Annotated in this window: 20 protein-coding genes; 7 read left to right on the plus strand and 13 right to left on the minus strand. The window is 71.6% G+C overall.

All coding sequences use genetic code 11. The annotated features are described in order from the left end of the window. Window positions 1-7: 7 nt before the first annotated feature. The 8 genes from R6Y94_RS32635 to R6Y94_RS32670 all read right to left on the minus strand — a co-directional run bounded on the left by R6Y94_RS32635 (window position 8) and on the right by R6Y94_RS32670 (window position 7,752). Window positions 8-415, minus strand: coding sequence for a YciI family protein (locus tag R6Y94_RS32635; protein WP_318399899.1), 408 nt, complete (start codon window positions 413-415; stop codon window positions 8-10). 210 nt (window positions 416-625) lie between these two features. Beyond that, the gene (locus R6Y94_RS32640) at window positions 626-1,372 is read right to left on the minus strand and encodes a maleylpyruvate isomerase N-terminal domain-containing protein (protein ID WP_318399901.1); all 747 of its coding nucleotides are present in this window, start codon (window positions 1,370-1,372) and stop codon (window positions 626-628) included. A gap of 171 nt (window positions 1,373-1,543) precedes the next feature. Further along, window positions 1,544-1,948 carry a zf-TFIIB domain-containing protein gene (locus R6Y94_RS32645; RefSeq protein WP_318399904.1) on the minus strand — a complete coding sequence of 135 codons (405 nt, stop codon included), beginning with the start codon at window positions 1,946-1,948 and terminating at the stop codon, window positions 1,544-1,546. Between the two features lie 19 nt (window positions 1,949-1,967). Further along, window positions 1,968-2,603, minus strand: a complete 636-nt coding sequence (locus R6Y94_RS32650; protein ID WP_318399906.1) for a phosphoribosyltransferase — start codon at window positions 2,601-2,603, stop codon at window positions 1,968-1,970. 235 nt (window positions 2,604-2,838) lie between these two features. Then, window positions 2,839-3,204, minus strand: a complete 366-nt coding sequence (gene crcB, locus R6Y94_RS32655; RefSeq protein ID WP_318400028.1) for a fluoride efflux transporter CrcB — start codon at window positions 3,202-3,204, stop codon at window positions 2,839-2,841. Window positions 3,205-3,226: 22 nt separating this feature from the next. Beyond that, window positions 3,227-3,706, minus strand: coding sequence for a fluoride efflux transporter CrcB (gene crcB / locus R6Y94_RS32660; protein WP_318399907.1), 480 nt, complete (start codon window positions 3,704-3,706; stop codon window positions 3,227-3,229). Between the two features lie 17 nt (window positions 3,707-3,723). After that, window positions 3,724-5,085, minus strand: a complete 1,362-nt coding sequence (locus R6Y94_RS32665) for a glycosyltransferase 87 family protein (protein WP_318400029.1) — start codon at window positions 5,083-5,085, stop codon at window positions 3,724-3,726. Window positions 5,086-5,229: 144 nt separating this feature from the next. Then, window positions 5,230-7,752, minus strand: a complete 2,523-nt coding sequence (locus R6Y94_RS32670) for a bifunctional diguanylate cyclase/phosphodiesterase (RefSeq protein WP_318399909.1) — start codon at window positions 7,750-7,752, stop codon at window positions 5,230-5,232. 730 nt (window positions 7,753-8,482) lie between these two features. On the opposite strand from R6Y94_RS32670, the gene R6Y94_RS32675 reads away from it, so the two are divergent. Both R6Y94_RS32675 and R6Y94_RS32680 read left to right on the plus strand, forming a co-directional pair. Next, on the plus strand, window positions 8,483-9,094 hold the full coding sequence (locus R6Y94_RS32675; RefSeq protein WP_318399911.1) for an AfsR/SARP family transcriptional regulator: 612 nt from the start codon (window positions 8,483-8,485) through the stop codon (window positions 9,092-9,094). A gap of 124 nt (window positions 9,095-9,218) precedes the next feature. Next, the gene (locus tag R6Y94_RS32680) at window positions 9,219-10,430 is read left to right on the plus strand and encodes a hypothetical protein (protein WP_318399912.1); all 1,212 of its coding nucleotides are present in this window, start codon (window positions 9,219-9,221) and stop codon (window positions 10,428-10,430) included. A 144-nt stretch (window positions 10,431-10,574) separates the two neighbouring features. Here the strand turns inward: R6Y94_RS32680 and R6Y94_RS32685 are convergent, their stop codons facing one another. Next, the gene (locus tag R6Y94_RS32685; protein ID WP_318399914.1) at window positions 10,575-11,234 is read right to left on the minus strand and encodes a hypothetical protein; all 660 of its coding nucleotides are present in this window, start codon (window positions 11,232-11,234) and stop codon (window positions 10,575-10,577) included. Window positions 11,235-11,399: 165 nt separating this feature from the next. Further along, the gene (locus R6Y94_RS32690) at window positions 11,400-12,170 is read right to left on the minus strand and encodes a hypothetical protein (RefSeq protein WP_318399915.1); all 771 of its coding nucleotides are present in this window, start codon (window positions 12,168-12,170) and stop codon (window positions 11,400-11,402) included. Between the two features lie 201 nt (window positions 12,171-12,371). Here R6Y94_RS32690 and moaC point away from each other — a divergent pair, with 201 nt between their 5' ends. The 4 genes from moaC (at window position 12,372) to R6Y94_RS32710 (ending at window position 15,172) form a co-directional block, all read left to right on the plus strand. After that, window positions 12,372-12,863, plus strand: coding sequence for a cyclic pyranopterin monophosphate synthase MoaC (moaC, locus tag R6Y94_RS32695; protein WP_318399917.1), 492 nt, complete (start codon window positions 12,372-12,374; stop codon window positions 12,861-12,863). Further along, entirely contained in the window at window positions 12,860-13,342 is a 483-nt protein-coding gene (locus R6Y94_RS32700) for a MogA/MoaB family molybdenum cofactor biosynthesis protein (RefSeq protein WP_318399918.1), read from the plus strand. Before moaC ends, R6Y94_RS32700 begins: the two co-directional genes overlap by 4 nt. A 143-nt stretch (window positions 13,343-13,485) precedes the next feature. Further along, window positions 13,486-14,703, plus strand: coding sequence for a molybdopterin molybdotransferase MoeA (locus R6Y94_RS32705; RefSeq protein WP_412102934.1), 1,218 nt, complete (start codon window positions 13,486-13,488; stop codon window positions 14,701-14,703). A 1-nt stretch (window position 14,704) separates the two neighbouring features. Continuing rightward, a complete protein-coding gene (locus R6Y94_RS32710) occupies window positions 14,705-15,172 on the plus strand; it encodes a molybdenum cofactor biosynthesis protein MoaE (protein WP_318399921.1) in 468 nt (155 codons plus the stop codon). 81 nt (window positions 15,173-15,253) lie between these two features. On the opposite strand, the gene R6Y94_RS32715 is transcribed toward R6Y94_RS32710, so the two are convergent. Further along, window positions 15,254-16,699 (minus strand): glycosyltransferase 87 family protein, encoded by a 1,446-nt coding sequence (locus tag R6Y94_RS32715; protein ID WP_318399923.1) that lies wholly within the window; start codon window positions 16,697-16,699, stop codon window positions 15,254-15,256. Window positions 16,700-16,996: 297 nt separating this feature from the next. Beyond that, entirely contained in the window at window positions 16,997-17,542 is a 546-nt protein-coding gene (locus R6Y94_RS32720; RefSeq protein WP_318399925.1) for a DoxX family membrane protein, read from the minus strand. A gap of 84 nt (window positions 17,543-17,626) precedes the next feature. Between R6Y94_RS32720 and R6Y94_RS32725 the strand changes: the two genes are divergently transcribed. Continuing rightward, window positions 17,627-18,166, plus strand: coding sequence for an N-acetyltransferase (locus R6Y94_RS32725; RefSeq protein ID WP_318399927.1), 540 nt, complete (start codon window positions 17,627-17,629; stop codon window positions 18,164-18,166). Between the two features lie 53 nt (window positions 18,167-18,219). On the opposite strand, the gene R6Y94_RS32730 is transcribed toward R6Y94_RS32725, so the two are convergent. Then, window positions 18,220-19,482 carry an ATP-binding protein gene (locus R6Y94_RS32730; protein WP_318399929.1) on the minus strand — a complete coding sequence of 421 codons (1,263 nt, stop codon included), beginning with the start codon at window positions 19,480-19,482 and terminating at the stop codon, window positions 18,220-18,222. Between the last annotated feature and the right edge of the window lie 233 nt (window positions 19,483-19,715).

Genomic DNA, 19,715 nt, shown 5'->3' on the forward strand with positions numbered 1-19,715 from the left:
TCAGACGTCACTCCGTGATGGTGGGCGGCTCGGTCAGAAACGGGCGCAGCTCGAGCCACTCGTGGATCGGCTTCCCGCCCGCCCCGGGGGCGGCCGACAGCTCTCCGGCCAGTTCGATGGCGCGCTCGTAGCTGTCGACGTCGATCACCATCCAGCCGGCGATGAGGTCCTTGGTCTCGGCGAACGGGCCGTCGGTGACCGGCGGACGCCCCTCACCGTCGTACCGGACGAACGTCCCCTCGGGGGCGAGCGCCTGACCGTCGACGAACTCGCCGGTGCCTTCGAGCCGGGCCGCGAAGTCGCGCATGTACTGCACGTGGGCCGAGATCTCCTCCGGCGTCCACTGGTCCATGGGCACGTCGTTGACCGCGGCCGGAGCGCCCCGGTAGTGCTTGAGCAGCAGGTACTTGGCCATCGTGTTTCTCCTTGAAGCCGGTGCGACCCATCTTGGTCACGTTCACCCGCGGGGACGGAGCCGGGCACGGATTCTCGACATCACCGCCGGAGTTTGTTTTGACTCTCGTGGCTGAGCCTGGCTGAGCCGTCTCTGTCCGGTTCCGTGGCGTGGCGTGAGGGCGGACCGGAGGGGGAGCACCCGGGTCTGCGAGTGAGCCGCCTCGCGGACTCAGCCGAGCAGTGGGAACCAGCCGGCGGCCTCGCCGAGTACCAGCCGGTCATGCGCGGTCAGCGGGAGCCGCCCGGTGCCCTTCAGCAGATAGTCGGTGTCCGACCAGTCGGCCGGGCGGATCGCCTCGGCACTGAGCAGCCCGTCCAGGGTCGCCACTGCGATGGCCACGCCGTCCGGCTCCGGCTCCGGCGCGCCCGGAAGGTCCACCGTCAGGTCGAGATGGTGCACCACCGCCTCGGTGACCAGGGTGGCGAGGAACTCCGGCACCGCCAGCACGTGACCCTGGGTGGTGAGGTACCCGAGCGGGTCGGCTGCGGCGGCGGCCCGGACCGCCGCCGGTGCGGTGTCGGTCCAGAGCCGGACCACCCCGCGCGGCCGGTCGAAGGCGGCGGCCGAGCGGCGTACCCAGGCGGCGTGCCGCCCCTCGTCCGGATCGCTCGGCGACAGCCAGTAGCTGGCGCCGTCCACGTCGGCCGGCCCGACCACCGGGCTGGCGAGCGTCACCAGGGCCCGCTGGGCGTCCAGGACGAGATGCAGGAGCAGGTCGACGACGAACCAGCCCCGGCAGCGGGTCGGCCGGAGCAGGTCGGCGTCGGCGAGGCCGTCGATGGTCGCGGTGATCCGGTCGTACGCCGCACCGAGCGCTCGCCGCGGCTCCGCCGCCCGGGCGGCCTCACTGCCCGGCGCCGGGGACAGTTCACCGCCCGCCGCCCGGGGCGCATCCACGCCGTCCAGCCGACCCACCCACCTTCGCCGAATGGCCGGATCCCCGGGCCCGGCGACGTACGCCCGCCCGTCGACGACGCGCGAGGTTCGTTGCCGGGCACGGGGATCCGCGAAGACTCCGGTCAGCCGGCCGGTCCGGTGACCGGCCCCGCAGCGGGGGCCGACACCGCGTCCTGCCGGCGGGGCCGGTCAGTCGAAGAAGTCGTTCAGGAAGCCCTTCCGCTTCTTGTTCCGGTAGTGCCCGTGGTAGCCGTAGTGCGGCTGCCCGTGCTGCCCGTACGCCGGAGCCGGCGCCGGCGGGTAGCCGTGGCCGGGCGGTGGCGGCGGCGGTGGCGGTGCGTGGCTCGGACCTCCGTAGGCGGGCTGGTGCGGGGCCGGCGGCGGAGGCGGCGGGTATCCGGCACCCGGCGCGGGGGCGTGCTGCGACGCCGGCGCCTGCTGCTGGCTCCAGTTGGCCTCGGCCTCGAACAGCTTCTCCAACTCGCCCCGGTCGAGGAAGATGCCACGGCATTCGGTGCACTGGTCAACCGTGACGCCGCTGCGCTCGTACTGGCGCATGTCGCCACGACACTTGGGACAGGTCATCTGCATCACTCGACGGTACCCGGTCGAATCACCTAGTTCCCGTCAGCGCGGCCACCACTTCGGCATCGGACACCTCGTGGAAGTCGTCGTAGTAACGGCTGACGGCGCCGAAGTCGGCCGGGCGCTCCGGGCAGACCACCTCGTCGGCGGCGTGGCTGAGCACGTCGTACGCCTGCGGCGCGCCGACCGGGACGGCCAGCACCACCCGCCGGGCGCCCAGTTGCCGGCCGACCCCCACGGCGGCCCGCGCGGTGGCTCCGGTGGCCAGTCCGTCGTCGACGATCACCGCGATCCGGCCGTCCAGCCGCAGCGGCGGCCGGTCCTTCCGGTAGAGCCGCTCGCGCCGTTCCAGCTCGGCGGTCTCGGCCCGCACCACCGCGTCCACCTCCTCCGGGTCCAGCCGGTCGGCGATCTCCTCGTTGAGTACCCGCAGCCCGCCCGGTCCGACGGCACCGAAGGCCACCTCTGGCGCCTCCGGCAGGCCCAGTTTCCGCACCACCAGTACGTCCAGCGGTGCGCCGAGCCGCTCCGCCACCGCCGCGGCCACCGGTACGCCGCCCCGGACCAGCCCGAGGACGACCACGCCCGGGTCGCCGGCGATCGAGGTGAGCCGGTCGGCGAGTGCGGCACCGGCCTCCGCCCGATCCCGATAGGTCGCGTTCATGCCTCAGGTTTACGCCCCGCCGGCCGATCCCGCTCGGCAGACGCCCCAGAAAAGCTCCCAGGAGGGCGTCTGCGACGGTTCCCGGGCAGCGGCCCGGCCATCCTGCCCGGTCCGGCGTGCCGTCGGTCACCTCGACCAGGGCTCCCCCCGGAGGCGCCGACCAGCGCGATGCGGAGCCCGGCGGCACGAACCACCACCGGCGCCACCGGTTCGGCCCGGCCGGCGGGCGGCGGGGTCACCGGAGGCTGCCGAGCTGCCAGCCCAGGGCGGCGGCGCCGAGCCCGGCGGCGAGGGAGGCCAGCACGTTCAGCACCGCCCAGCCGCGTCCGGCCGGCCCGCTCCGGAGTAGCTGCACGGTCTCGTAGCCGAACGTCGAGTATGTGGTGAGGGCGCCGCAGAAGCCGGTGCCGACCAGCGCACCGACCCAGCCCGGCAGGGCGGCAGCGGCGCCGGCGAGCACGCCCAGCACCAGCGAGCCGGCGACGTTGACCGTGAACGTCGCCCACGGCGCGGGGCGGGACCGGCGCTCGACCAGCCAGTTGACCGTGAACCGGCCGACCGCGCCGACCGCGCCGCCGACCAGTACCGCCGCCCAGGTCAGCATCGCCCGACCCGCTGCCCGGTCACGACCGCACCCGGTCCGCCGCCCACATCCCGAGGCGTACCGCGACCAGCGCTCCGGCGAGGGTGCCGAGCAGGTAGCCGACGGCGACGCCGGGGCGGCCGGCGGCGAGGAGTCCCCGGGTCTCCACCGCGTACGTGGAGAACGTGGTGAAGCCGCCGAGGATCCCGGTGCCGAGGAACGGCCGGACCAGCCGGTGCGGGGCGGCGGTGGTGACCAGCCGCATCAGCAGGCCGATCAGGGCGCAGCCGGAGAGGTTGGTGAGCAGGGTCGCCCACGGTACCCCGGTGGGGGCGTGCGGCCAGAGCACCACCAGCCCGTACCGGCCGGCCGCGCCGAGCGCCCCGCCGAGGGCGACCACGGCGAAGACGTCCCAGCCGGGCCGGTTCGGCAGCGCGGGCGGCTCGTCGGGTTCGTCGGGCTCGTGGGGCTGATGGGGCTCCTCGGGTTCGTCGGGCTCGGCGGAGCGGGGCGGATCCACGGGACGGCCGTCGGCATTCACGGGGTGGCCGTCGGCACCGGGGTGCGGCCGGAGTCCGGGGTGTCCTGCGGGGTGCGGGCGAGCCGGAGCGCGGGGACCCAGCAGAGGAAGGCGACCGGATAGAGCAGGTACCCGAACCGGGTCGAGGGCATCAGCAGGATCGCGGCGAGCAGCCCGTACCCGCAGAACAGCGCGGCGGAGGCGGCCGTGCGCGGCGGGCGGCGCAGCAGCAGGACGGCGATCAGCAGACCGGCCGCGACCAGCAGCGCGGCGGCGACCACCCGGCCGGCGGGCAGCGCCTGCGCGATCAGGTACCCCGGGAACGGCGACGCGGCCGGGCTGCGGACCAGGCCGTGGCCGAGCGGGAAGCGCAGCACGTTCTCGACCAGCGCCGCCGAGTCGACGAGCTGGGCCGGGACGAGGGCGACCAGCGGGAGGCCGAGCGCCCCGGCGGCCAGCCGCAGCCCGGTCCGGCGCCCCCGGACTGCGGCGTGCACCAGCAGGACCAGCGCGACCGGCCAGGCGAAGAGTTTCAGTGCCGCCGCCAGCCCGACCGCCAGCCCGGCGCCGACGAAGCGGTCCCGGGCGGCGTAGGCGAGGGCGAGCAGGCAGAGGGCGAGGACCGGCAGGTCGTCACCGCCGGTCGCCAGGGTCAGCGCGCAGACCGGCAGTACCGTCGCGAGCTGCACCGCCCGGACCAGCGCGGCGTCCCGGGCACCGGCCCGCTCCACCGACGGCGCGGTGCGCCCGACGGCGACCGCCGCCGCCGGGCGGCGCAGCAGCAGCACGGCCAGCCCGAGCGCGACGGCGGTCGCCACGGCGAACCAGATCCTGGCGTCCGTCCACCACGCGGTGCCGGCGACGGCGCGGGGCAGACCGAAGAGCGCCATGCCCGGCTGGTACGGGGTGTAGCCGAGTAGCTGCTCTCCACCCGGCAGCGCGGCGATGGCGTCCCGGGTCAGGTACGGCGTGCCGTGGTCGAGCAGCCGGGCGCCGGAGTGCTCGACCACCACCACCTCCTCCTGGGCCCGGTCGAGCCGGCCACCGACCCGCTCGACCGCCTGCCAGACCAGCGGCAGCAGGGCGGTGGCGGCCCAGGTGACGACGGTCAGCCCGCCCCGAGCGGCGGTACCGGCCAGCCGGGAGTCGGGCCGGCGGCGCCGGACGAGGAGTTGACCGAGCACCACGATCGTGCCGAGCAGGTAGCCGACGGCGGCGACGCTGCCCCAGGCCCGGTGCGGCAGGAGTGTGGAGGTGGCTGCGGTGACGGCGGCGAAGCCGGTGGAGAGGAGATAGAGCACCAGGTCGGCGGCGAGCCCCCCGGCGGCCCGGTCGGCCCGGCGCCAGTATCTCCGGCGGTCGGCTGCGGCGGTCTCCAGTTCGTCCGTGGCAGTCACGCGGGCAAGTGTGGCAGACCGCCTGCGGCACGTGCGGTGGTTACGCCGGCAGGTGTGGCAGACGGCCTGCCGCAGGTGGGTTACCCCGGCAGGTGTGGCGGAGGGGGCCTGCGGCGGGTGCGGTGATTACGCCGGCAGGTGTGGCAGGCGCTCGGCGCGGCGCGGCCCGGGCCGGCGGCCGGGGGAGAGCCGGACCACGGCGCCCTCGTCGTGCAGCGCGGGGGCCAGCGTGCCGGGCCGGCCGCCCGCGCCCTGGTGCAGGGCGGCGAGCAGCCGGGCGGCCGGCATCGGTCGGGCGAAGAGGTGACCCTGGCCGGCGGCGCAGCCCAGCTCCCAGAGCGCGCGGCGCTGCGGCTCGCTCTCCACGCCCTCGGCCACCACGCTCAGGTTGAGGCTGCGGCCGAGGTCGACGGTGGACCGGATCACCGCGGTGGCCTCGGCCGAGGTCTCCATCGCGGTGACGAAGCCCCGGTCGATCTTCAATTCGTGTACGGGGATCCGGGACAGCACCGACAGTGACGAGTAGCCGGTGCCGAAGTCGTCCAGCGCGAGCCGGATCCCCGCGTCCCGGAGCTGCCCGAGCACCTGGTCGACCACCTCGAGTTGGCTGAGCGTCAACGTCTCGGTCAGTTCCAGCACCAGCCGGTCCGGCGGCAGGTCGTGCGCCCGAAGCCGGGCCAGTACCGAGCCGGGGAACCGGGCGTCCAGCAGGCTGCGCGGCGAGACGTTGACCGCCACCGGCAGGTCGAAGCCGGCCTCCCGCCAGGTGTTGGCGGCGATCAGCGACTGGTCGAGTACGGCCTCGGCGAATGCCGGCAGCAGCCCGGACCGCTCCACCGTCTCCAGGAACCGGAGCGGGTCGATGGTGCCCCGGGCCGGATGCCGCCACCGGGCCAGCGCCTCGGCGGCCACCACCTCGCCGCTGCCGAGGTCGACGATCGGCTGGAAGTTGACGGTGAACTCGTGGTCGGCCACCGCCCGGGGCAGGTCGCCGCCGAGCGAGAGCCGCCCGAGGTCGGCGGTGTCCCGGGCCGGGGCGTACGTGGCGATCCGCCGTCCGGCCCGCTTGGCCTGGTACATCGCCACGTCGGCGCGGCGCAGCAACTCGGTCATCCCGCCGCTGCTGGGCGCGACCGCGATGCCGCCGCTGGCCTCGACGCTGATCCGCATCCCGTCCAGTTCGATCGGCTCGTGCAACGCGGTGAGCAGCGCCTCGGCCCGGTGCGCGGCGACCGCCGGGGCCGGCAGGCCGTGGAAGAGCACCGCGAACTCGTCGCCGCCGAGCCGGGCGACGAGGTCCTCACCGTGTACGGCGCCGCGCAGCCGCTCGGCCACCCGGATCAGTACCCGATCGCCGGCCGCGTGCCCGAGCGTGTCGTTGACCTCCTTGAAGTGGTTGAGGTCGATCAGCAGCAGCGCGACGACACCCTCGGTGCGGCGCTGGCCGAGCTGGCAGGCGCCCCGATCGAGCAGGTGTCGCCGGTTCGCCAGGCCGGTCAGCGCGTCGTGCGCGGCGGCGTGTGCGTGTTCCTCGGCCACCCGGTTCAGCTCGGCGTACGCGGACGCGTTGCGGACCGCCGTGCAGAGCGCCGACGCGAAGGTGCGCAGGGTGTACTGCTCGCGCTCGGAGAGCTTGACCGGCCCCCGGAAGCGCAGCCGCAGCATCCCGACGTGGCTGCCGTCGTAGCCCTTCATCTCTATCGGGATGACCGAACCGTTGACCGTCGAGGGCTGGCTGGCGAGGCCGTCGTGGGTGATGGCCTCACTGCTGCCCCTGACGGTGCGCCGGCTCTCCTGCAACTCCACTTCGACCTCGTCGGCGGAGAACAGGTTGGCGGCCTGTGACACGGCGGTGTGCAGTACGGCGTCGATGTCGACGACGTTGAGCGCATCGGTCGTGTGCGCCAGGTCCTGCCAGGCCTGCCGCTCGGCCCGGGCCCGCACCCGCGTCGAGTACGCCAGGTGCAGGCTGAGCGCCAGCGGCGGCATGGCCACCAGCAGCCAGGGCTCGACCCAGAGGAGGATCAGCGTGAAGACGGCGACGACGAACCGCACGCCGAAGCCGGCGAGTCGCAGATCCCAGTTCGTCGCGAAGTGTCGGAGCACATTCGTCCGGGCCGCGAGAGCGATCACCGGTATGCCGAGTGCTTCGTCGAGCAGCGCCGCGACGGCGTAGGCCGCGGCGAGTGGGGCGATCAGGTTCTGTAGTTCGTCCGGTGGCCAAGACCAGCCAAAGAGCATCAGGGTCATGCCGGCCCCGGCTGCCACCAGCATGTTCTTGCTGACAGTGAAAATCGTCTTAATCGAGGAAACCCTCATGATCCTCGTTGCGATTGTCACACCGAGACCGGTGCAGAGCACGACCCAGGAAGTGGGCGCCAAGGCGACACCTATGATGATGGCGGTCTCGACCCATGCGGTTGCGTGAGTCGTCGACCTGATCCGAATTGGAGCTTTGACGGGGAGGCTGATCGTCAGCGTCACGATCAGCAGCGCCACGGTGAGCAGTTGATCGCCTGACCTCGGCGGGTTACCGATGGTCTCGATCAGCGCGAGGGCGGCCACGACCGCGGCGGAAACAGCGACGAGACCGACGAGCAGCAACAGCCGCTGATCGGTCCCGTTGTCGTCTCGCTGTGTCTGACTCACGCCGATTCCTGTGTCGCCAAGACCTGGTGGTCTGTAACGGTAGCAACCTTCTGGGTGCTCAGCGTGATGACTGTATCGCTCTCAGAGCCACTCGTTGCCGCGCATGCCGACGCCTCCATCTGAATGCATCCGAGTCACACCCGAACGTGCGGAATGTTCCCTTGCTTGCCGGTCTCAATCGCGAGATGGGTGAAGCTTAGGGGACTACGACAGGGTTAGCGACGATAAATGTCGCTATGCTCAGTATTAGCCAACCGGCGCCATATTCGTCACGCTCTGTCCATATATGGGAACTGTGAGCGGCCAGCGTGGCTGGCGAACTGAGGTTAGGGAGTGAACGTGCTCGGCTTCCCTCCGGGATACCCGCTTCCACGCGTGCAGTGGAAGGTCTGATCCAGTGGTCGCGGGAATCGGGTCGTTCGGCCTCGGCGGCTGGCGATGCGGTCGACCGGTGTGGTGCACTCCACGTGATTGGCGTCGAGTCTCGGCCAAACCGACCATGAGTCTCCATCGGCTGACCTGGTAGAACTCGGTTCGTATCGATCCGCTGACTCTAGGTGCGGGTCGCCGCTGCAAATGTAAGCCTGGATGATTGGGTTCATTGCGGGTGAATTCGGTCCGCCCCAGTCGCCGTCAGGAGAATGACGCCAGTGAATGTGACCCGGACTGATCGGTAGACTGCATTGGGTAAATGCTCAACTCGTCCTTTTTGTACGATTTGGGGCCGTCGATGGTTGAGATCCAGCTTCTCGGACCGTTGCAGGTCGTCGCAGACCCGAAGCCGTTATCGGTCGGTACGCCGAAGCAGCAGGCCGTGTTGGCGATGCTGGCGATCCGGCCGGGACGGATGGTCACCTTGGAGGAGTTGATCGACGAGCTGTGGCCGGAGGCAGCACCGGCCTCGGCGGTGGCGAACGCTCGCGGCTACGCGGCGAGCCTTCGACGGGCCCTCGACCAGGTGGATTCAACGAGGGGCCTGCTGGCCCGATGCGGTCCCGGCTACCAGTTCCGGGTACGACCCGACGACGTCGACCTGCTCAGCTTCGAGGCTGAGTGCGGGCGGGCCGACGAGGCTCTCGCCAGTGGGGACCTGTCGGGCGCGGACGACCTGCTCCGCCCGGCCGAGCAGCGGTGGCGCGGACCGGTGTTGTCGGGAGTGCCGCTCGGACCGGTGTTGTCGGCCCGCCGGACGACGGCAATCGAGCAGCGGCTCGGGCTGGTTGAGCAGCGGGCCGAGTTGTGCCTGGCCACAGGCCGGCCTCGCCAAGCCATCCGCTACCGCACTGGTCACACTGCTACGGCAACTCGGCGTACCAGCGGGTCGGATTCCCGCCGAGCTTGATCACCGAATCGCCCTGTGGCGGTCGGAACTTGGCGCCCGGCGGGCCGTTGTCGTCCTGGACAACGCCGGCGGCAGGGATCAGATCGAGCCGCTGCTGCCTTCCGCGCCCGGCGCACTGGTTTTGGTGACGAGTCGTCGTCGGTTGCTTGCCAGTGACGGGATCCCACCTGAATCGCTGGCCGTCCTCGGCGAGGGCGATTCGGTCGAGTTGCTGGCACAGGCTGCCGGGTGGGATCGGCTACGGGCCGAACCAGAGGCCGCCGCAACGGTGGTACGCCGATGCGGCTATCTCCCCCTGGCGATCCGGCTGGCAGGTGCCCGCTTGGCCCACCGACCCGGCTGGAAAGTGGCGGACCTGGCGCAACGACTCGACCAGAGCGGCCATGCGCTCGGCGAGCTTTTCGCAGAGGACCGAGACGTCGCCGCCGTGTTCGCCCTGTCGTTCGAACCTCTACGAGAGCCGGTACAGCGAGTATTCCGGCTGCTTGGACTGTATCCCGGCGAACACTTCGGACCGGGTGCAGTGGCCGCGCTGGCTGACCTGTCACTGGCTCAGGCGAGGCTCGTACTCGACGAGCTCGTTGACCGTCATCTGGTGGAAGAACCCCGGGCGGGCCGGTTCCGACTACACGATCTTCTACGTGATTACGCCGAGCAACTGGGTAAGGGCGCATTTGAACCGGCCGAACGGCAGGTGGTGATTCGACGTCTGCTCGATCATTACCTGCACCTGGCCCTCGTTGCCACCCGTACGTTGGAACCGTCTCGACTGGCGGATCAATTAGGACTGGATCAGCCGATGCGGCCTGACCTGATCACCGCATACTGTCCCGTTGGCCAGGAGTGGCTCGAGGATGAGCGGAGTAATCTACGCTGCCTGATCCGCGTCGCAACTGAAGGCGGGCATCTGGACGAGGCGTGGCGACTGGCTCGAGTGGCGTGGCGATTCTATTTCATGCGTGGATATCATGATGACATTCTGGAAACGCATCGCCACGCCCTGGAGGCGGCGGATCGACTCGGCAATTCTGCGGCGATTGCGACCATTCATAATTATCGGGCGTATGCCTGGCTTCGGATTGGCAACCCGCAGCGGGCGCTGCGAGATCTGGGGCGGGCGATCCAGGTACTCCAGCCGAGGCGCGTCGGCACTGGGAGCGGGCGTTGGCGATCTTCCGGCGCATGGGCGTTCCAGAGCGCTTCGAGGTCGAGCGTCGCCTCGCCAGGCTCCCCGATCCTGCCAAGTGAACCCCTCCCAGGGCGGCAAAAGAACCGGCTGGCGTCGACGCCCCCGAGCCTTCGCCAGCGGGATGAGGGTGAAGTGCGGGTCGGGTAGCCGCGTCGTGCAGCACCCACGACAGGTAAGCGAGACCCGCTCCTTCACTCGCCGGCCGATTGCTGTGACGGTGGCAATGCCGGCGCGGGTTGCGGGGGCGTACTCTGCCGGCGAGGCAGCCGGACGCCTGGCCGTCTCGCCGGGTCAGGGCAGCTCGGCTACAACGCGGCCGGCGTGGTCCCGAGCGACGACCGCAGTGATGTCCGACAAGGTCATCCCGTGCGTTTCTGGTCCACTGCGGGGGAGCCAGACGGCGTAGGCACCTATCTGACGGTGGTCCCCGGTCGGCAGTTGCCGAACCTCGCCGGTCACTGTGACGCCGAACATGCTCACATCCACGGTGGCGACAGTGCCTCTGACGGTGCCGACCAACAGCAGTCTCCGGGAGTCCGGGTCCATCGGAGCCACCTGCGGAAGCGGCTTGGAGGACAGGGCCGGAGGGCCGTCGCGGAGCAGCGTGTCAGGTGCCCGGTCACAGTAGGTGTGCTCGTTCTCCTGACCGGGACGTCGAAGCTGGACAGGTCTGGCCGCCATGACGCAAAGGAGCCGCTCCGACAGCCAGGCAAAGGTCTCCCAGCCCTGAATCTCGTGCTCGAGGCGGACCGGCTTGCCCGAGGATGGTGCGTGTTTCTCGATCAAGGGCGCTTCCGTCGGGCGGGATGACGGCGGTAGGTGTTGGGGCTCGCCACAACCCTGTAATGCAACCCCTGCGACCACGATGATGGAGAGAGCTACCCGGAGTTTCGTCAGAATGGATGGACCATCCTGCTGGTGGCGCTTCACCCTGGCCTTCTCCTTCTCCATGTCCTCATCATCCCAGATGCGAAGCGTTCGTAGTAGCCCTTAGCGGCGGACGGCGCCGACACAGCGACGCCGTCCGCCATGCTGCCTACAACTATCATGATGGCACTGAGGAAATCTGCTGATTCCTTCTCGTGCGTCTGTTCTCGTCAGCAGCCAGAACCTGCTCTAACAAAAGCAGCGGTAGGCCCATCCGACCTGGTATTCCATTCCGATGGTGTCGACATACGAAGGCACCCGGAGCGTGCTGGCGCCCGAGGCGGAACGGAGATCGCTGGATCCGCCTATGCTGGCGCCTTCCCATTGCACCCGGTGATGCCACTGGTCCCAGGTGACGGCCCATCGATCGTCACAGAGCGGGACCTGGTACGAAAGTTCGATGATCCGTGCCAGAGAGATAGTGAACTGCCGACAGTTGTCCCCATCCCGGTTAGCGGACGGTGCTGCCTCGATGATCTCACCCTCGAAAGCGTTCCAGAAGATCTCCGAGTAGCCAGCGTTGAGCTCCTTGCCTCCACTAAGGGCATTGGTTCCCCAGCCACGGGCGGTTCCGGATCCCGCGACGTACCATGCGTCCGCGTCCTGAGCCTGTACGTCGTAGAGCTTGTAGCAGCCCGACCATTCGAACTCGGGATCGGGTTGAACCTCCTCGCTGTAGACGCAGCCCGAAGCGTAGATGGGAGGCTCTGCGTCCAGGGTCGCGCCACCCTGTTGGGTCATGCGTCGGGCGGCCGCGGGAGAGTAGCCTGCGGCGAGGGCTTCGGCGTACACGCTCCGGCCCGCGGCGCGGTACTTCTGTACGGCATCGGGCGCTGGTCTGCGGCTGCCCAACGGATCGATCACTCGTACCGACCGCTTGACCGTCCGCTGCTCTCCGGTCCGATCGGGCGCCTGCTCAACCGAGCCGCTAAAGACGACCTTGGCGCCGGCCGAGGCCACGACGGTGACTCCATCCTCGTATCGCAAGCGGACTACGGAGCCCTGGAACAATTGCTCTGACGAGAGAAGTGCGGGCTTCCACTCCACAGCTGGCTCGGTGGGCGCACCCTGTGCCGGCCCCGTCATCACGAGTGATGCGGCCCCACGACGTACCTCGGCTCTGCCGGGCGGACTCGGGACCGACTCGCTAGGCTCGCGGACGTGACCGAGTCCGCGCACCTCACCCACGTCGACTCCGCCGGATCGGCCCGGATGGTCGACGTCTCCGCCAAACCGGTCTCGGTGCGCCGGGCCGTCGCCGCCGGCCGGCTGCGTACGACGGCCGAGGTGGTCGAGCTGCTGCGCCGGGACGGGCTGCCCAAGGGCGACGCCCTGGCCGTCGGCCGGCTCGCCGGCATCATGGGCGCGAAACGCACCCCGGACCTGATCCCGCTCTGCCATCCGATCGCGCTGCACGGCGTCACCGTCGACCTGGAGCCCGGCGAAGACACGGTCGAGATCACCGCGACGGTCCGGACCGCCGACCGGACCGGCGTCGAGATGGAGGCGCTGACCGCCGTGGCCACCGCCGGGCTCGCGCTGATCGACATGGTCAAGGCCGTCGACCCGGCGGCCTCGATCGAGGGGGTACGCGTGCTGCGCAAGGAAGGCGGCAAGACCGGCGACTGGACTCGACCGGCGGACCGGCCGTGATCCGGGCGAGGGTGGTGGTCGCCTCCAACCGGGCCGCCACCGGCGTCTACGCCGACACCAGCGGCCCGCTGCTGGTCGAGGGACTGACGAAGCTCGGCTGCCAGGTCGACGAGCCGGTGGTGGTACGCGACGGCGACCCGGTCGGCGCCGAGTTGCGCCGCGCGGCGGCCGAGGGCGTCGACGTGGTGCTGACCAGTGGCGGCACCGGCATCAACCCGACCGACCGGACCCCCGAGGTGACCCGGGCCCTGCTCGACTACGAGATCCCCGGCATCGCCGAGGCGATCCGGGCGCACAGCCGGGACAAGGTGCCGACGGCGGCGCTCTCCCGTGGCCTGGCCGGCGTACTCGGCCGGATGCTGGTGGTCAACCTGCCCGGCTCCACCGGCGGCGCCAAGGACGGTCTCGCCGTACTCGGGCCGATCCTGGGGCACGCCGTCGACCAGCTCCGGGGCGGCGACCATCCGCGTACCGACTGAACTGCACCGCGCAGCGTCGGGCCGCGACGATAGGCTCGTACGGTGAACGTGAGGAGCGCGCAGCAGCGGACCGGACGCGTGGGTGGGTCGGCGTGAGCACCGAGACCGCCGTCGCCACCGATCCGCCGACCGTCCCGCCGACGCTGAGCTGGGCGCAGGCCCGGTCCCGGGTCTACGAAGCCGGCCTCGCCGCCGCACCGGAGCCGGTCGCCCTGCCGGTCGCCGAGGCCGACGGCCTGACCCTGGCCGAGCCGCTGACCACCCTCACCGACCTGCCCGCCTTTCCGACGGCGAGCGTGGACGGCTGGGCCGTACGCGGCACCGGGCCGTGGCGGATCGTTGGCCGGGTCCTCGCCGGCGGCACCCCGGCACCGCTGGTCGAGGACGACACCGCCGTCGAGATCGCCACCGGTGCGATGCTGCCGGGCGGCGCGGCCGGAGTGCTCCGGGTCGAGGAGTCGAGGCGTACCGCCGACGGGCTGGTCGCCGGCACGCTGCGGTCGGCGCCGGAGTGGCGCGCTCCCGGCGAGGAGGCGCACTCCGGCGAGGAGCTGTTGCCGGCCGGTACCCCGGTCGACCCCGGCGTGATCGGGCTCGCCGCGTCGTGCGGCTACGACACCCTCCGGGTCCGTCGGGCGCCCCGGGCCTCCCTGATCATCTTCGGTGACGAGCTGCTCACTGCCGGCCGCCCCGGCGCCGGCCGGGTACGCGACTCGCTCGGCCCGGCCGTCCCCGCCTGGCTACGCCGGTACGGCTGCGCCATCACCGCCGCCGACGTGGTCGGTCCGGTGGCGGACACCCTGGAGGCGCATGTCGAGGCGCTCCGCCAGGGTCTCGGCACCGCCGACCTGGTCTGCACCACCGGCGGCACCATGCACGGGCCGGTCGACCACCTGCACCCGGCCCTGCGCGAGCTGGGCGCCGAATACGTCGTCAACACCGTGGCGGTACGCCCGGGCTTTCCGATGCTGCTCGCCCGGGTGACCGGGCCGGACGGCCGGGTCCGGTTCGTCGCCGGGCTGCCGGGCAACCCGCAGTCGGCGATCGTCGCGACCGTCTCGCTGGTCGCTCCGCTGCTGGCCGGGCTGCGCGGCCGGGCGATGCCGGAGCTGCCCCGGGTGACGCTGGCCGAGCCGGTGGCCGGACGGGGTGACTTCACCCATCTGGCGCTGGTCCGGGTGGACCCCGCCGCCAACACCGCCGTTCCGGTCCGGCACGTCGGCTCGGCGATGCTGCGCGGGCTGGCGGGCGCGGCCGGGTTCGCCGTCATCGCCCCGGGCACCAAGGGCGAGCCGGGCGACCGGGTGCCGGTCGTACCGTTGCCGCTGCTGCCCGGAGAGCGCCCCGAGCGAGGAGTGTGAGATGAGCGTACGGAGCGAGCCGGCCGTCGGGACCGGAGCCGTGCCGCCGAGCGGCCGGCTGCACACCACCGTCGGCACCGCCCCGCTGGACCTTGCCTTCCACGAGTCCGTGGTCGCCGACGCCGCCGCCGGTGCGGTGGTCTCCTTCCAGGGCGTGGTACGCGATCACGACCATGGCCGCTCGGTGCTGCGGCTGGAATACGAGGGCCACCCGAGCGCCGCCGACGTGCTGCGGGAGGTGGCCGCCGAGATCGCGGCCGATCCCGACGTACACGCGGTGGCGGTCTCGCACCGGCTCGGCCCGCTGGAGATCGGCGACGTGGCCCTGGTGGCGGCGGTGAGCACTGCGCACCGGGCGGCGGCCTTCGCGGCCTGCGCGCGGCTGGTCGACGAGGTCAAGGCCCGGTTGCCGGTGTGGAAGCGGCAGCTCTTCGCCGACGGCACCGAGGAGTGGGTGAACTGCCCCTGACCGGTCCGCGAGCGCGGCGGGCCGGCGAGTTACCGCTGGCCCGCGAGCCGGCGAGTTACCGCTGGCCCGCGAGCCGGCGAGTTACCGCTGGCCCGCGAACCGCCGGTCGAGACGGCCGTGCTCGGGATAGAACGCCGGCTCGGCGCCGGGCCGCCACGGCAGTGCGGCGACCAGCAGGATGATCGCCAGGGCCAGGGAGTTCTCCATCAGGGCGCCGAAGAAGCCGTCCTGGTAGTGCGACACCTCCGGCAGTTGGTGCTCGTACGGCCAGATCGGTGAGATCAGGAAGAGCAGGTAGAGCCCGACCGCTGCCATGCCGTGCCGCAGGCCGGTCAGGGTGGGGAACCAGATCGGCGCGCGCAGCCCGGTCATCCCGGCCGGGCCGGTGCCGGCCGTCGACAGTGGAGGACGCGGCCCCGGACCCCGGCTGGCCGTCCGGCGTCGGCTCGCGGCGTCGGCGAGGATCACGATCGCCGGGATCACCCAGACCAGGTGGTGCGACCAGGAGATCGGGCTGATCACGTTGGTGGTGAGCCCGACCAGGGTGAAGGCGGTCAGTTCGTCGCCGTCGGCGTGCGAGTGCGAGGCGCGGGACAGCCCCAGTGCCAGCAGCAGCATCGCGAACGCGAGCCAGAGCAGGGTGGGGGTCTCGATCGAGTCGTACAGCCGGGCGAGCACCCCGGCCAGCGACTGGTTCGGCGTCATGTCCGCCGCGCCGACCCGTTCGGTCTGCCAGAGCACCGACATGAAGTAGGTGGTCGACTCGCGACCGGCGATCGCGAAGGTGCCGACGGTGACGGCGATCCCGGTGCCCACCGCGGTCATCGCGGCCCGCCACTGCCGGGTGATCAGCAGGTAGACGACGAAGAGCGCCGGAGTGAGCTTGATCGAGGTGGCCAGGCCGATGCCGACTCCGGCCCAGGCGCCGCTGAAGAAGAGTCGGCGCAGCGGGCCGTCACCGGCGGTGATCCGGCTGCCACGCCGGGCCCGCCAGCGCAGCGCCACCAGGTCGGCCATGACGAGACCGAAGAGCAGCAGGTTGACCTGGCCGTAGCCGAGCGTCTCCCGGGCCGGCTCGATGGCGACCGCCATCGGCACGGCGAGACCGAGAGTGAACCAGAGCGACCAGCCGAGCCGGTCGGTGATCGGCTTGAGCAGCGCGGCGAGCACGATCGCCAGGGTCGCGACGCTGGCGACGATGTTGATCCAGCCGGCGAGGCCGAGCGGGATGCTCGCCATCGGCAGCATGACCAGACCGGCGAAGGGTGGATAGGTGAAGCCGAGGGTGGTCCTGGGTGCGATGAAGTCGTAGAGCTCGTGTCCGCCCGCCCACCAGACCACCGCACCGTGGTAGATCTTCATGTCGAAGAAGTTGTACGGCCGTCCGAACGTGGCGATGGCGAGCCACGCGGCGTAGCAGACGACGGCGACGATGCCGATCCGTACGACTGCTCGACGGTCGATTCCACGAGCAAAGCGGCGGACTGGGGCGAGGCGGCCTAGCCGTCTTTCGACGGTCGCCGGCATGGCGTGGCCACCCCCGTACCAATGTCGGTCTTCCGCCCAGGTCCTCCAGGGAGCCTAGAACGGTGGGTCACTCGAGTGCCTCCTGCGTTATGCGACCGTGTCCGATCCCACACTGGTTCGCGACATTTCCACCGCGTTAACGCAGCGAGTGCGGTTCAGGTGATTCACAGCTGCTCAGTCAGGTGAAACTAGCATATGTCCGGCATGGACCGTGGCCCGATCGGCGATCCCGCAGCCCCCCGGCAGACCGGGAACCGCCCCTCGGGAACAGTGCCCCCGGTCGGGGCGGTTCGGCGCTCAGCCAGGCAGCTTCCGGGCCGCCGTCGCGGAGCGTACGGCGATCCGCGCGTCACGGCGAGCGGTGCGCACCGCCCGGCGTACCCGTCGACGGCCGCCACCCACCGCGTGGCTGGTCCGCCAGCCCAGGCCGGGCCGACCCTCGGTGTCGGCGGCCGCGAGCAGCAGCCCGCCCATCAGCCCGAGGTTCTTCATGAAGTGGATCTGATGGAGCCGCCGCTGTGCCGGGTCGTCCTGCTCCCAGAACGGGTGCCCGGCGATGGTGGTCGGCACCAGCGTGCCGGCCAGCAGCCCTGCGGCCGGCCGGGTGAAGTGCCCGGTGGCCAGCAGCAGCCCGCCGAGGAGCTGGGCGGCACCGTTGATTCGGACCAGACTGGCCGGATCGGTAGGGATCCCCTCGTGGATGCCCTGCAACAGCGGGGCGACCTTGCCCGTCACCCGCTTCGCCCGGTCCACGTGCAGTTCGGGATTGGCCACGGCGCGGGCGCCGCTGACCACGAAGATCGTGCTCAACAGGGTACGGGCCACGGTGCGTACGGGTTTCATGGGTTCAAGTCTTACCCGTCCGCGCCATGTTTCACCCGCCGAAGTGGGAGACTGGACGGCGCGGTCGCGGTACCGTCACGAGCTGTGACGACTGTGCGGCTCCGCGCAGAGGGCCCCGCCGACGCCGTGGCGATCCGTCAACTGGTCGCCGAGGCGTTCGCCAGCCCAGAGCGCCGGCTGCCCCCGGAGGTGCAGCTGGTCGAGGCGCTGCGGGTCACCGACGCCTGGCTGCCCGAGCTGTCCATGGTGGCCGAAGTCGACGGCGAGCTGGTCGGCTACGCCCTGCTGAGCCGGGTCGAGGTGTGGCCGGGCGGAATCCCGGCGCTGGCGCTCGGCCCGGTGGCGGTGCGGCCCGCCCGGCAGCGCCGAGGCTACGGCCAGGACGTCGTCCGGGCCGGACTCGACGCCGCCGCCGAACTCGGGGAGCGCCTGGTGGTGGTGCTCGGCAACCCCGCCTACTACCGCCGGTTCGGTTTCGAGCCGGCGGCCCGGTTCGGGCTGACCAGCCCGTGGTCGGGGCTGGGTGATCCGTGGCAAGCGCTGGTGCTGCCGTCGGTGGACGGCTCCGACGGCGCGGTGCCGAGCGGCGACGTGACCTTCCCGCCACCCTGGTCACAGGTCTGAGGCTCGCCGGCCCGGTGGGCGGCGCCGGTCGCGGACGCGCCGGGCGGCGCCGGTCAGGCCGGCTGGGTGCGCAGGTACCGGCCGAAGTGCGGGACCGTGAAGGCCACCGTGCCGCGCTCGCCCGAGTAGATCAGCCCCTTCTTGATCAGCGCGTCCCGGGCCGGCGAGAGGCTGGCCGGCTTGCGCCCGAGCGAGCGGGCGATCTCGGCGGTGGAGACGGCGGCGTCCATGTCGTCCCGGGGACCGCCCCCGGTGCCGTTGTCGCCGTCCGGCGCCTCGACCAGGGAGAGCGCCGCCATCGCCCGCATGTACTCCCGTTCCGCCGGGGTCGCCCGCTCGAAGCGGGAGCCGAAGAACCCGACCGCCAACTCGGCCTCGGCCTCGGGCGCGGCGACCCGGACGTCGGCGGCGGTCACCGGTGACCGGGGCGCGGAGTCCCAGGTGGCCTTCCCGTACGCCTGGACGAAGTACGGATAGCCGCCGGACTTCTCGTAGAGCAGGTCGAGGGCCTTCGGCTCGTACTCGACCTGCTCCCGGGCGGCGGGGGCACAGAGCGCCTGGTCGGCGGCGATCCGGTCCAGCCGGTCGATCCGCTGGTAGCGGAAGAGTCGCTCCGAGTAGGACTTGGCGGCGGAGAGTACGGCCGGCAGGTGCGGCAGCCCGGCGCCGACCACGATCAGCGGTGCGCCGAGCTGGGACAGCTCGTGGCATGCCGCGCAGAGCCCGGAGACGTCTTCTGGACCGAGGTCCTGCATCTCGTCGAGGAAGACCGCGACCCCGGTGCCGACGTCGGCGGCGACCTCGGCCGCGTCGGTGAAGAGTTCGACGAGGTCGATCTCGATGTCGCCGGAGTCGGCCCGGCCGCTCGCCGCCGGTACGTCGATGCCGGGTTGCCATCGGTCCCGCAGCCGGGTCGTCCCGCCACCCCGCCCCGATCCGGGCGGAGCCGAACGCAGCGCGAACGCCTTGAGTACGCCGAGGAAGTCGTCGATCCGGTCGGGTGCCCGATGCCGGGGAGCCAGTTCCCGGATCGCCATGTGCAGGGCGGCGGCCACCGGGCGGCGGATCGACTGGTCCGGCCGGGCCTCGATCTTTCCCGTACCCCACAGCCGGTTGATCGCCTGGGAGCGGAGCGTGTTGAGCAGTACCGTCTTGCCGACTCCGCGCAGGCCGGTGAGGACCAGGCTGCGTTCCGGGCGGCCCCGGGCGATCCGCTCCAGCACGATGTCGAAGACCTCGAGTTCGCGCCCCCGCCCGGCGAGTTCGGGCGGGCGCTGGCCGGCGCCCGGCGCGTACGGGTTGCGGACCGGATCCACGTATCGCACGCTATCGGGCCGTCTAGCCGGGGCGCTAGACATCCGTAGATCGGGGTACTCGTGTCGCGCTTCGGGTAGGGCGGGCTGGCAGCGCGGATGGCGATCGCCGAGCCGGAGGCCGGCCCGGGCTGTGGCCGCGCAGAGGCGTCGCGGGTTGTCGCGCAGAGGCGTCGCGGGCCCTCGGGCAGAGGCGTCGTGGGGCGTCGAGCAGAAACTAGGACCGTCTAGCGCAG

Origin of the sequence: Plantactinospora sp. KLBMP9567, from assembly GCF_033446045.1 — a bacterium.
Lineage (GTDB): Bacteria > Actinomycetota > Actinomycetes > Mycobacteriales > Micromonosporaceae > Plantactinospora.